The 13,571-nt window shown below is 38.4% G+C and carries 8 protein-coding genes; 2 read left to right on the top strand and 6 right to left on the bottom strand.

From position 1 onward, the window contains the following. Positions 1-13 precede the first annotated feature (13 nt). The 6 genes from ACUN8G_RS02615 to pepT all read right to left on the bottom strand — a co-directional run bounded on the left by ACUN8G_RS02615 (position 14) and on the right by pepT (position 9,318). Positions 14-1,696: an efflux RND transporter periplasmic adaptor subunit gene (locus tag ACUN8G_RS02615; protein ID WP_437345562.1), complete on the bottom strand. Its 1,683-nt coding sequence runs from the start codon at positions 1,694-1,696 to the stop codon at positions 14-16. Beyond that, on the bottom strand, positions 1,696-2,970 hold the full coding sequence (locus ACUN8G_RS02610; RefSeq protein WP_437345561.1) for a TolC family protein: 1,275 nt from the start codon (positions 2,968-2,970) through the stop codon (positions 1,696-1,698). Before ACUN8G_RS02610 ends, ACUN8G_RS02615 begins: the two co-directional genes overlap by 1 nt. Before the next feature lie 323 nt (positions 2,971-3,293). After that, the gene (locus ACUN8G_RS02605) at positions 3,294-5,366 is read right to left on the bottom strand and encodes a carboxy terminal-processing peptidase (protein WP_437345560.1); all 2,073 of its coding nucleotides are present in this window, start codon (positions 5,364-5,366) and stop codon (positions 3,294-3,296) included. A gap of 54 nt (positions 5,367-5,420) precedes the next feature. After that, on the bottom strand, positions 5,421-7,097 hold the full coding sequence (locus tag ACUN8G_RS02600) for an AMP-binding protein (RefSeq protein WP_437345559.1): 1,677 nt from the start codon (positions 7,095-7,097) through the stop codon (positions 5,421-5,423). Between the two features lie 59 nt (positions 7,098-7,156). Continuing rightward, positions 7,157-8,005: a cation diffusion facilitator family transporter gene (locus ACUN8G_RS02595; protein ID WP_437345558.1), complete on the bottom strand. Its 849-nt coding sequence runs from the start codon at positions 8,003-8,005 to the stop codon at positions 7,157-7,159. A 62-nt stretch (positions 8,006-8,067) separates the two neighbouring features. Then, positions 8,068-9,318, bottom strand: a complete 1,251-nt coding sequence (gene pepT / locus ACUN8G_RS02590) for a peptidase T (RefSeq protein WP_437345557.1) — start codon at positions 9,316-9,318, stop codon at positions 8,068-8,070. A 260-nt stretch (positions 9,319-9,578) separates the two neighbouring features. Between pepT and ACUN8G_RS02585 the strand changes: the two genes are divergently transcribed. Both ACUN8G_RS02585 and ACUN8G_RS02580 read left to right on the top strand, forming a co-directional pair. Further along, positions 9,579-11,156, top strand: a complete 1,578-nt coding sequence (locus tag ACUN8G_RS02585; protein WP_437345556.1) for a sodium:solute symporter family transporter — start codon at positions 9,579-9,581, stop codon at positions 11,154-11,156. Positions 11,157-11,172: 16 nt separating this feature from the next. Next, a complete protein-coding gene (locus ACUN8G_RS02580) occupies positions 11,173-13,569 on the top strand; it encodes a glycoside hydrolase family 31 protein (RefSeq protein ID WP_437345555.1) in 2,397 nt (798 codons plus the stop codon). Positions 13,570-13,571: the final 2 nt, after the last annotated feature.

Below are 13,571 nucleotides of genomic sequence, written 5' to 3'. Positions count from 1 at the left end.
AGAAGCTCCTTATTTACTTAACCTGGAAACCGTGTTCGATTAAATTTTGTTTAGCTTCTCTGATTGTTACTTCGGATAAATACATATTACAAATCGGGCATCTCCCCGGTTCGTCCGAGATTACGTTCCAGTCCATTAAATCCTGATATACTTTCCCGTCTTTGTTCTTGTCGATTGCAGTTAAATCAATAATGCCTTCCCGAATGATCGATTCGGTCTTCTTCTCGTTCTTTATATCGACATTTTTCAAATTATCATTCGAGTGAAAATTGTGTACAGCGTCGCTCTTCATATTGTGAGAAGTTGTGGTATCATGTGAAGAATTGATTTCTTCGGAAGTTCCGGAAGTAAATTGATTTACTGCCGCTCGAAGATTGCTTTCCGAATCGATGAGGAACTGAGCAGATGTAACAATTGTAGTTCCTTCGGTTAAACCATGGAGAACCTGATAATAACCGTCTGAATATCCTCCGAGTTTTATCTCCTGCGGTTTGAATTTACCTTCTCCCAGTGCAATAATAACAATATCTTTTTTGCCGCTGCGAATTACTGCATTTTCGGGAACTACGGGTTTAACACCCAGGTCCTTGCCGTATATTGTGACATTTGCAAGCATTGCGGGTTTTAACAAGTCGTTTTTATTTGGGATATCAATTCTAAGTTTTGCTGTTCTTGTTTTGGGTTCTACAGTCGGATAGATAAAGCTTATTTTACCTGTAAATGTTTTATCCGGCAAAAAATTAAAACGGATCTCAGCTTTTGAGCCTAACTGAATTTTTGAAAGTTCGTATTCGTATATATCGGCAGTCAACCACAAAAGCGAAAGGTCCGAAATGTGCAGCAACGGCATCCCGGGCATAACTTTTTGTCCCTCAAGTATATTCTTTGAAATTACGGTTCCGTTTTTTTGAGCGTAAAGAGTTGCATAGGTTTTAACTTCTTTTGTCTCTATGAGTTTTTTTATGTCGGAGTCGGATATTTCCAGAAGCTGTAATTTCCTGATTGCATTCTTGATGAGCATATCCCCGCTATCAAGGATGTCATTAATGTCGGTATTGCTTACGGCTTTTTTATATGCGATTGCGGATAATAATTCCTGCTGAGCTGCAACAAGTTCGGGCGAATAGATGTCCATTAACCTGTCGCCTTTGTTTACTTTTTGTCCTGTGTAATTAATATATAGTTTATCAATCCATCCGTTGACCCTTGTCGTCACAATATAATCGGTTTGCTCGTTTGTAGTAAGAATTCCGTTTGTAACGACTATGTTCGAGAGTTTCATCGATTTTACTTTTTCGGTCTTAACGTTCATGTTCTGAACGACGGCGGGGTCTATTGTAACAATACCTGATGAACCAGCTTCGTCTTCATAAACCGGAACCAGTTCCATGCCCATTTTCGATTTGCCGGGATGGTCATAAATTTCGTTCGGGTCCATCGGAGCGCGCCAATAGAGAATTTTCCTTTCGCCAGTCGTTTTGCCCGTTCCTTTTTTGGGGACTAATTTCATTCCGCATATCGGGCAGTTGCCCGGCTCTTCCATAATTATCTCAGGATGCATTCCGCAGGTCCATAGTTGTTTCATCTCCGTTTTATTTCCCGTTATTTGAATACTCTCTTTTGTTGCAAACAGAAAATATCCGGCAGCTGATATTCCAAGCGCAATTAATACGATTATAATTGTTTTCTTGTTCATCAGAATTGCTCCTTATTGATTCTTTTGCCGATTAAAAATTCGAGTTGCGATATTTCCTTAAAGAAATTAGTTCTTATTCTGCAGAGATTGGTTTCAATTTCATAAACTTTATTTTGTGCGTCGAGTACGTTGATAAAATCAATTTCGCCAACCTGATAATTTGCAACTGCCGCATTTAACGATTGAATTGCTTGTGGTAGCAATCCGTCTTCGATCAATTTTTCTCTTTCTTTGAACTCGTTTAGTCTTGCTAACGAATTACCGAAATTTTTATAGAGAGTTTGAAGTGCGAGATTGTACTGATCGGTATAAAGTTGTTGCATTAATTTCGCTTCTTCTACTTTAGAGGATTTCTTTCCGCCGTAATCGAGGGGAATATTCAGACCGACTACAAAAGACAGAAAATCGTTTAATGCAATATTTGACGGCGCAAGTTTATCGCGTTGCGAATATTGAATTGCAAAGTTGAAGTTCGGATAGAATTCATATTCAGACAATTTTTCCATTAGTTCAGATTTTTCTTTTGCCAGAAGAATTCCTTTTAAAAAAGGTCTGTTTTCTCTGGCAATTTCAACCAATTTGTTAAAATCGATTCTTAAATGTTTAATGTCAGGAATAGTGTCCGTTTCGATTGGAGATGTGGGTTCTTTTAACAACAGCGAATTTAACGCAGTTAGAGCAGAGTTCTCCATACTTTTCAACTCTTCGATTTTGTCGTTGATTTTTGTTATCTCCACTTCAATTTGTATCAGGTTTTGTTGACTGGCTTTCGAAACGGCATATTTTGTTCTAACTACCTCGGCAATTTGAGCGAGCAGATTTTTGCTCTTATTTGCAATGCGGATGGCTTCGCGATAGAATCGAAGGTCGTAATAATATTTTTGGACTTCGTTGATGATTTCATTTATTGCATCGTCAATTTCCTGCTGATTAATTTCCACGTCCTGTGCCTGCACTCTTTCTGCTGCGTTTAATTTGCCCGGGAAAGGTACGGCTTGACTCAGTCCGATTATTTTAGACGTCATCGGTTCCTGTGAGAATTTAAATGAATTAACCGGAAGATTCATAGCTCCGAATGTAAGCATCGGGTCAGGCAGATTGGAAACCTGTGGTATTTTTGATTCCGATATGTTTTGTTTGACACGCAGCATTTTCAGTTTGGGGCTTACCCGTATTGCCCGTTCGATTAGATTTTCGAGATTTGAATCGTAGGATTGAGCGGCAAGAGGATAAGTAAATAATAGTAAAATAAAAAGCAATTTGGTTTTTGTCATAACAATTTTTCCGTAGTTATTTTTTACCGATTTTTATTAGCATTCGGCACAATACTGCAACCATTAGAATGTACAACAGTATTAAAGAGAGTTGTATGTATTGATCGTCAATCATAGATAGGTATGATTACAAAAGACGTGCCGTAGTGAATTGAGTTAAAACGAACGAAAAACGAAATGCTTGATGAAATGTTTTTTAAGGAATTTAAATTCTTTTAAATATTTTTAATAGATGTGCAATAGAAATGAATTAAATTGATATGATAAAGCGCTCTCCCGATATTAGTCAATAGATTAGAATTAGTATCGGGAAAGCGCACATGTTAACCTACTTTGGTTAATATAAAGTCTGCTAAAATTCTGCCGGTTTCTTTCAATTCGTAGTCTTTAATCCATGAGTCTTTTGAAGAAGTTTCGTCCTTTTCTTTAATATCGATGCCAAGTAATTTTGCTTTCTCTTCGTCCCTTCTTTTTTTCTCGGCGTCGGCTTTTTCTTTTTCAGCTTTTCTTTCTTCAAGATTCAAAGTAAAAAGTTTCTTTTCTCTTTTCTTTTTGAATTCCCTTATATCATCGAGGAGGAATTGATATTCCGGGTCATTTTGTGCACGCTTTTCGTGTTTTTCTTCCAGAAGCGGAATTAAACTCGTCAAATTATCGTACGGGTCGTATGGCAGGGGATTGATTGTGTCGTACGGTAACGCTCTGTCGTAAGCGCTTTCGCCGAATTCTTTTGATTCGTATAGAGATGGGAAATTGATATCAGGTTCGACACCTTTGTTTTGAGTAGAATTGCCTGTAATGCGATAAAACTTGGCAATTGTTAATTTCAGTTTGCCCAGTTTTTTGTCTTTAATCGGAATTTGGCTGTTCAAGTCGAGCAAGTTTTGAACGGTGCCCTTGCCGAAAGTATTTTCTCCTATTACAAGCCCGCGCCCGTAGTCCTGAATTGCACCCGATAGAATCTCGGAAGCCGATGCGCTGAATCGATTGACAAGTACTGCCAGAGGACCATCGTAATAAATTGCCGAATCGCGATCGCTGTTTACCTCGACTATGTTCATAATATTTTTTACCTGAACCACTGGACCAGCTTTTATAAATAAACCCGTAAGATTAATTGCTTCCTGAAGGGAACCACCACCGTTATTTCTTAAATCGAGAATTACACCGTCTACTTTTTCTTTCTTAAATTCATCGAGTATTTTTTTAACGTCGCGTGTAGTACTTCGGTAATCTTGCAATCCTTTCTGTTGTGCTTCGAAGTCGCTATAAAATGATGGAAGTTTAATAACGCCCAGTTTGAAATTCGATCCATCTTCTTCGATGTTAATAATTTCACTTTTGGCAGCCTGCTCTTCGAGTTTAACTTCGTCGCGCACAATTTTAATTTCTGTGGGTTGCGCATTGCTTCCGTCTTCAGCCTTAAGAATCGATAGACGCACCAGTGTACCTTTCTTACCGCGTATTAATTTAATTACATCATCGAGGCGCCAGCCAACAACATCGACCATTTCACCATCTTCGCCCTGAGCCACTCCGATTATTTTATCCTCAGCATGCAGTTGACCGCTTTTATCTGCAGGACCACCAGGCACAATGCTAACTACTACTGTATAATCATAATCCTGGCGAAGAGTAGCGCCAATTCCTTCGAGCGAAAGCTTCATACTGATATCGAAATTATCAGAAGCCGAAGGCGATAAGTAATCTGAATGCGGATCGTAAACCTGAGTTACTGAATTCATGAAGACGGAAAACACGTCTTCGGATTCGTATTGAAGAATGATTTTGTGATAGTTCCGGTAACGCTTCAACAAAACATCAACTGCACCCTCCCAGTTTTTACCCGATAGGATTAAATTCAATGCGTCGTTTTTTAAACGAAGTCTCCATAACTCGTCTAATTCTTCTTCTGTTTCAGCCCACTCAGCGCTATCTCTATCGGGTTGAAAGTATTCATCTTCAGTGAAATCGAATTCGTGCTGGAGAATTTTTTCAACGTATTTTACGCGTTCACCTAATCTTTTTTTATAGAGATTGAATATTTCAAATGGAACTGTCAGATCGCCTGTCTCAAGATAGTTGTCGAATTCGTGACGATATTTCTCAAATTGATTTATCTCTTTTTTTAGAAAATAGAGTTTAGAATTGTCCAGATTTTTTATGTACTGGTCGAATATGAGGGATGAAAGAGTATCTGAAAGTGGCTCTTTGCGAAAGTGGTAACGGCTGAGAATTCTTGTTATTACCTGAGCGACTCTTGCATTTGTTTCTTCCGGAAGAATTACTCTCGATGAATCGATTGAATGGTTTTTCTTAATTACTTCTTCTAAATTTTGTGCGTTGACAGAGCCGACAAGCAATATAAAACTGAGTAACAGAGTTAATTTTTTCATTGAATAGTCCGAATTATTTGGTATTAATACATTGACAAATTAAAATAGTTTCTATTATGTGTAGAGATATCTTTTGATTTTTTGAGTAGGTGTTTTTTCAAATGGTTCCAGTTGCTCTATAATTTTATTTAATTGTGAAAATTTATTAACGCGCAAATTAACGTTTGTTAAAATGTCATTCAATAATTTCTGAATGAATTGTCGCGATTGAGAGTCGTCCATGTCTTTAGTTTCTTTATCGATAACGTCGTAGTTAAGAAAGACACGCGCTATCAATTGACCATTATTTTCGACAACAAGCGATTCCAGCACATAAGTCGATTCGTTTATTAGTGATTCGATTTCTTCGGGATAAATGTTTTTTCCGTTTGGACCGATAATTACATTTTTAGAACGACCTTTAATAAAGAGATAACCTTCCTCGTCGATAAATCCGAGGTCGCCACTTCTGAACCATCCATCTTCCGTAAACACTTCTTTTGTTTTTTCTAAATCTTTGAAATAACCTTTCATCACATTCGGGCCTTTGATCAGCACTTCGCCTTCTCCTGTTGTCGGGTCAGGATTGTCAATTTTGATACTTACGTTCGGAAGAGCTTTGCCAGCCGACCTGAATTTAACAAGTTCCGGTTTTGTACCGGTTACAAGTGGTGAAGTTTCGGTTAAGCCATAACCTACGGCATAAGGGAACCGCGATTCTTTTAGGAACAACTCGACGTCTGCAGCAAGAGCCGCTCCACCAAGACATAACATCTTCAAATTTCCACCGAATGTTTGCATCAATTTTTTACCTGCAATTGAATTAATCTTTTTTCTGAAATATGATATGCCGTACAATTTCCTCGTAATCATCTTTCTGTTTATTTCGGGCAATACTCTCAACTTATAAATTTTTTCGATAATTAAAGGGACGGCGAGTATAACAGTCGGTTTTACTTTTTGAAGAGCAGGAAGCAGAACTGCTGCTGTTGGTGGTTTCGATAAATATGTTATCGATGCTCCAGCGATGAAGGGCGTTACCAATCCCAATGTCGATTCAATTGTATGGAATAAGGGGAGAATTGAGAGCAGCCTGTCTGTCGAAGTAACTTCTACGATCGATAAAGTGTCGAGTGCATTTGAAACAATATTTTTATGCGTCAGTACAACTCCTTTGGAATGGCCGGTGGTGCCCGAAGTATAAAGTATCAGTGCGGGATTTTCCTCTTCCACTTCGTCAGATAATAAACCAATGAATTTCAAAGCTGCTTCTTTAATTTTTGAAAATTCCCTTTTACCGCTTTTCAATATTTCTTTGAGTAGATCGCTTTTCGTATTAGCCGGTATTATCGAAAAATCGTCAATTAAAATTCGGAGAGTTAAATTATTACTGTCGAAATCTTCTATCTTAGAAAACTGTTTGGACGAAACAAAAATTGCTTTCGATTCTGAATGCCTGAGTACATGTTGTACTTCCGAAGCGGTGAATTCAGTCATAACCGGAACGGCAATTGCGCCCATTGTTGTAATAGCAAAATAAGTAACAGCCCAGTTAGGCTGATTCTCGCTCAATATGGCCACCTTGTCGCCTGCAATAATGCCGTTTGATTTGAGATACGCAGAAATATTTTCGACTTTTTCTTTGAATTTTTGATACGTAATTGGAGGCTGATCGATGTATGATACGGCAGTGTTGTTGCTGTATTTCTCGCAGCTTGAATTTAGTACTTCCAATAAGGTTAGTTTTTTCAATTTTCACACTTCATAATATTGACACAAATAATAACAAAAATTATCGACAAAAATTCAACTTATATGGGGTCGACATGAACGAATACCTTTTGAATTTCATCGAGCTCTTCGAGACTCTGGCGTACTTTATTACCGATGTCGTGAGAAATTGATGTGGGAATATCCTTGTCTACCTCGATGTGGATTTCGATGTGATATTTATCGCCCACGAAGTGGGAACGGAGTTCGTTTATCCCTTTGACACCATGAATTTGCATTGTGATATTTCTCAGTTGAGAGTCAAATTCTGCGGGAGCCGAACGCCCCATCAAGTAATCGATATTTTCCCGGCCTACTTCATAACCGGATTTGAAAATGAACATGGCAACCATTATGCCTGCAATTCCATCAAAATATTCGAGATTGTAAACGCTGCCCCAAAATCCGACTAAAGCAATTGAAGATGCAAGTACGTCGTTAATACTGTCTATCGAGGCTGCTTTGATTGCAGGACTTTTGTATTTTTTACAGATACTTATCTGATATCTGCTCAATATGATTTTTGTAATAATTGTGACAAGAAGAACTATATAAACTTCTGGAATCGGGTTGATCGGGTGAGGTTTTATCAATCTTTTGATCGATTCTTCGACAATATTAATTCCTACTACAAAAGCGAAAACCGCCAGTATAAAAGCAGCAATTGGCTGTGCGGCGTTGTGACCAAATTGATGCTTTGAATCCGGTTTGTCTTTTGAAATTTTGACTGCAATTTTAATTCCAATTGAAACAAGAATATCTGTAAATGAATTAAGTGCTTCTGAAATTACAGCAATTGAATTCGACAATATTCCCACAATTGCTTTGATTAGAAACAGGAAAATATTTATCCCGAGAGTTATGTCAGTTGCACGCTTAAGTTGTTTCATAAGTGTGTAGTAATTTATAAAATAATGCCGCTGAGTTCGGACAGCGGCAGTTCAAGCAAAAATTACGATTTTTCTGCCCATATTTGTGCAAGTGTAACGATCATTTTGACAGCGGCTTCAATATCCTGAACGGCAACATATTCTGTATATGCGTGAAAATTATGTCCGCCAGCAAAAAGATTTGGAGTAGGAAGTCCCATATAACTCAGGCGTGCACCGTCTGTACCGCCTCTGATGGCAGATTTAATCGGTTTTATGCCGAGTCGATTCAAAGCTTCAATTGCGTATGCTTCAACCTGTGGATGCTGGTCCAAAATGTATTTCATGTTCCGGTATTGTTCAATTACTTCAAAATCGTATGAAGAACCTGGAAAATTGGCAACAGCTTTTTCTGCCAGTTCTTTGAGGAGGGATTCATATTCTTCTAATTTCTCTGCTTCAAAATCGCGAATAATAAATTTTACTACTGTTTCAGTTTCATTGCCTGTTACGGAAGTCGGGTGTACGTAGCCTTCCCGTTTTTCAGTGGTCTCGGGTGAGAGATATGTTTTCGGCAGCATATCGATGAAATTGGCTGCAATTTTAATTGCATTTATCATTTTGTTTTTTGCGTAGCCGGGGTGCACATTTTTGCCGTGGAATTTAACAACTACAGCGTCGGCGCTGAATGTCTCGGTTTCAACTTCGCCACGAGTCGAGCCGTCGATTGTGTAAGCGTAATTTGCACCGAATTTTTTAACGTCGAATTTTTCTGTACCTCGCCCCACTTCTTCGTCGGGAGTAAAACATACCCTAATTTTGCCGTGTTTAATTTCTGGGTGCTCAATTAAGTAATTCATTGCATCTATTATTTCGGCAATGCCGGCTTTGTCGTCGGCACCCAGAAGTGTTGCGCCATCGCTTGTTATAATGTCGAAGCCTATCATGTTCTTCAACTCTGGATTTTCTTCGGCTTTAATTACTTTCGTAGTGTCGCCTGGCAAAATAATATCTCCACCCTGATAATTTTTATGAATCACCGGTTTAACATCTTTTCCACTTACTGCTGGAGAAGTATCGACATGCGCAATAAATCCGATTACCGGTATGTCTTTGTCGATATTGGAAGGGAGAGTAGCCATTACATAACCGTACTCGTCCATTTCAACGTCTTGCATACCAATATCTTTCAATTCTTCAACCAAGAGCTTTGAAAGTTCGAGTTGTTTCTTATCGCTCGGAAATGTGGTCGATTCTTCGTTTGATGTAGTTTCGATTTTAACGTATTTCAAAAAGCGGTCGACTGCGGTGAATTTGTAGTTCTCGTCAAACATTTTAAAACCTCATCCGTTTTTCATTGAAATTTGAACACTAAGTTAAAAGAAATTTTTTCAAAAAACGAGTTTATAACAAAAACAATTATCGACTAAAACAAAAAGTTCAATTCAGGAAAAAGTATCCCATCGACTTATTATTATAATAACGCTTGATTATAAATATGATAATTGACAGATCGTCCCTGTTTTAAAAGATGCTTCTATTGCGTTTTAACCCATACTGAAATTGGTATTTAATTTGAATGATGTTATGCCCTATGAATGGTGTGATAAATATATATGACGGTATAATAATTATTGGCTATCTGCTAATAGTTATTGTTATTGGTCTCTATTCAAAATTCAAAGATAAGGGTGTCGACGATTATTTCCTGGCGGGCCGTAGCTTAAACTGGGTAATAGTTGGTTTCTCGTTGTTTGTTACAAATATTTCGAGCGAACATTTAATTGGACTGGCTGAGTCGGGTTCGCAAAGAGGATTGGCTGTGGGGCAATATGAATTGATTGCCATTTTCCTGCTGGTTTTGCTGGGATGGATGCTGGCTCCTTTATATAAAAAGTCAGAAGTCCTTACCTCACCTCAATTTTTTGGAATTGTTTACGGAGAAAAAAATAGAAAACTGTTTGCAGGACTAACGATATTCTCGCACATTTTTACGAAAATTCTTGTAACACTTTTTGCCGGTGGAATCCTTTTTAATGCAGTTCTGGGATGGAGTTTGTTTTCCTCTGCCATAATTATAATTCTGGCAAGCGGAATTTATACTTTGATAGGAGGTTTTTCGGCTGTTATAAGAACCCAAATTTTTCAAGGAATTTTATTCCTCATTACATCCGCAATTTTTGCGTTTATCGGATTGAAGGAAATCGGTGGCGTCGAGCAATTGTTTCAAAAGTTGCCAGCTGACTATTTTCAGATGTTCAAACCGATGGACGACCCTGAATTCCCCTGGACGGGCATTCTATTCGGAGCTCCTATTATTGCTTTCTGGTACTGGTGCACGGATAATTACATTGTACAACGTATACTCGCTGCAAGAAGAGTTGAAGATGCACGAAAGGGTACTCTCTTTGCAGGATTACTTAAAATCTTGCCGATCTTCTTATTTGTAATTCCGGGGATGACTGCTGTGGTACTCTATCCTGAATTGAAAGGAAATTATGCTTACACGTCGCTCCTTGTGAGCGACATTATACCTGCGGGAATAAAAGGACTTATAATAGCTGGATTTTTTGGTGCAATGATGTCGTCTTTGTCGGCTGCATTTAACAGCATAGCTGCTGTTTATACTATCGACTTCTATAAATCGACACATCCGGATGCATCGGAAAGGACTCTCGTTCTTGTGGGAAGAATGGCCACTATTATTGTGGTAGTTTTAACACTGGTACTTCTGCCATTTATAAAAATAGTTAATAACCAGATTTATCTATTTCTTCAGAGCACGCAGGCTTATGTAAGCGCACCGATAACTGCTGTATTTATTGCTGCACTTTTTGTGAAAAATATCAACTTTAAATCGATTTTCCTCGCATTGACTACAGGTGAACTTGTCGGCTTGTTTCGATTTGCAATCGAATCGATGAACAGAGGTGGTTATGTGACGAACGAAATTCTCTTGTTCCTGATTAATATCAATTATCTCCATTTTGCAATATTGCTCTTTGTGTTCACTTTGTCGGTGATGTTCTTATTCAATGCAATTTTGAAATCCCGGCATGCAAATCCGATTCTTCAATTTACTTCTTCGGGCAGCGTTTACGATAAACAAACAATTTTATTCGCAGGTGTCATTCTTTTTCTAACGATCGGCATCTGGTTTTTTTTCAGTTGAATAAACAGGAGATATAATGAAAAAATTTGCTGTCATCCTTTTTTTGGTAGTTATTCAATCTGTTGAAATTATTGCGGAATTCGAATTTGTAGGAAAAGTTAAAGAATATAATGTGCTAAACAATCGTGTTGAGTTCGTGCTGGATAATGCGAAATTCAACCTTTACGTTCTGGATCGAAATATAATTAGATTTAGATATACACAAAGAAATGAATTCGATGCTGCACCCTCCTATGCCATTGTTTATGAAATGCCAGAAAGAACCAATTTCGATTTTAACGACTCAGGCGATGAATTTGTTATTACCACATCGGAATTAAAGATAAAGATTTCTAAAAATCCCTGCCGTGTATCAATCTACGATAAAGACAATAATCTTGTTAATGCAGATCATAAAAGTTTCGGCGTTGCTTTCGACGGCGACGACATAAGATGTTTCAAAGAATTAAACACGAATGAAAGATTTTATGGACTCGGCGAAAAATCGGACGGACTATTAAAGAATGGCAAGCAATATACTCTCTGGAATAGCGACTTTCCTGCATACGATACACGCAAGGACGAATTATATCAGTCAATCCCTTTTTTCATCGGGATTAAAGATTACAAAGCCTACGGCATCTTCTTTGATAATCCGTACAAATCCCATTTTAATTTTGGGGCAAGCAATAACCGGTTTTACTGGTTCGGAGCAGAGAAAGGTGAAATGGATTATTATTTCATATACGGACCTGACATCAAGAGAGTTATTTCCGATTATACTAAATTAACCGGTAGAATGGAATTGCCACCAAAATGGGCTCTCGGATATCAACAAAGCAGATACAGCTATTATCCCGAATCGTCGGTACGTAGAGTTGCGAAAGCTTTCCGTGACAGTAATATTCCGTGTGATGTCCTCTATCTTGACATCCATTATATGGACGGATACCGGGTATTTACTTGGAACAAGGAGCGATTTCCGCAGCCTGAAAAAATGCTTTCGGATTTGAAAGAAATGGGATATAAAGTTGTACCGATTATCGATCCAGGAGTTAAAGTCGACTCGAACTATTTTGTTGCAAAAGAGGGTGTTGAAAAGGACCTCTTTGCAAAATATCCGGACGGAGAATATTATCAGGGAGAAGTATGGCCAAGCTGGGCGTATTTCCCGGATTTCACTAAAAAAGAAACACGAGAATGGTGGGGCGACAAACTATCGCTTTTTCTTAAACAGGGAGTTGAAGGTTTCTGGAACGATATGAACGAGCCTGCTGTATGGGGACAAAATTTCCCGGATATCGTTCTCTTTGACGATAATGGATATAAAGCCACACATAAAAAAATTCATAATGTTTACGCATTGTCGATGGCACGAGCTACTGCCGAAGGATTAAAAAGATATTCAGACAGAAGACATTTTGTTTTAACACGCGCTGGTTATGCTGGTATCCAAAGATATGCAGCAGTCTGGACGGGTGATAATGTTGCCAACGACGAACATCTAATACTTGCTTGTACAATGTCGCTTGGTATGGGACTCAGTGGTGTACCGTTCATTGGTTCCGACGTAGGCGGTTTTATCGGAGAACCTTCGGATAATCTTTACAGAAGATGGTATCAATTAGGAGCTTTTACACCGTTTTTCCGGGGTCATTCTGCTGTAGATACCCGTCAACGCGAGCCGTATAATTTCAGCGAGTTTGTTGAAAAAGACGTGCGCAAAGCGATCGAAATGAGATACCGTCTACTTCCATTCTTATATAATGAATTTTATAACTCATCGATGACGGGTTTGCCCATTATGAGAGCCATGTTTGTAAACTATCCAGAAGATGAAAATTCATACAGTCGCGAGGCTCAATACCAATTCATGGTGGGCGAAAATCTGCTGGTAGCTCCCGTCTTAATATCTTACGATAAATTCAAAAAACTTTATCTACCCGAAGGAAAGTGGTACGATTGGACAAACAACAGTGTGGTCGACGGCGGCAGGTGGATAATTAAAGAAGTGCCACTCGATGAAATTTTACTTTTTGTTAAAGCTGGCGGAATTATTCCAATGCAGGAAGTAGTTAACTACGTTGGCGAAAAAGAGATCGACTCGCTCCGCTTTCTTGTATTCCCGACTGCAAATTCGGAATATCAATTCTACGAAGACGATGGCATTTCTTATGAATATAAAAACGGTCAATATTCTCTTACGAAGTTCATTCTTAATACCAATGGCAAGCAGATATCCCTTAAAGCGACAAAGGAACACAAGGGTTACAAAAGCAGCGTCAAAAAATACGAGTTCCTTTTTGTAGGTGTCGAAAAGCCGCGCACTTTAACAGTCAACGGCAATAAAACAGATGATTTCCATTTTGAAAATAACCAATTAAGCATACAGCTACCGGTGTCGGATAACATTACAATTGAATTAAAGTATTAGGA

Source organism: Melioribacter sulfuriphilus (assembly GCF_052656625.1).
The sequence above is the reverse complement of the archived record's forward strand: the minus strand, read 5'-3'. Positions and strand labels throughout refer to the sequence as shown.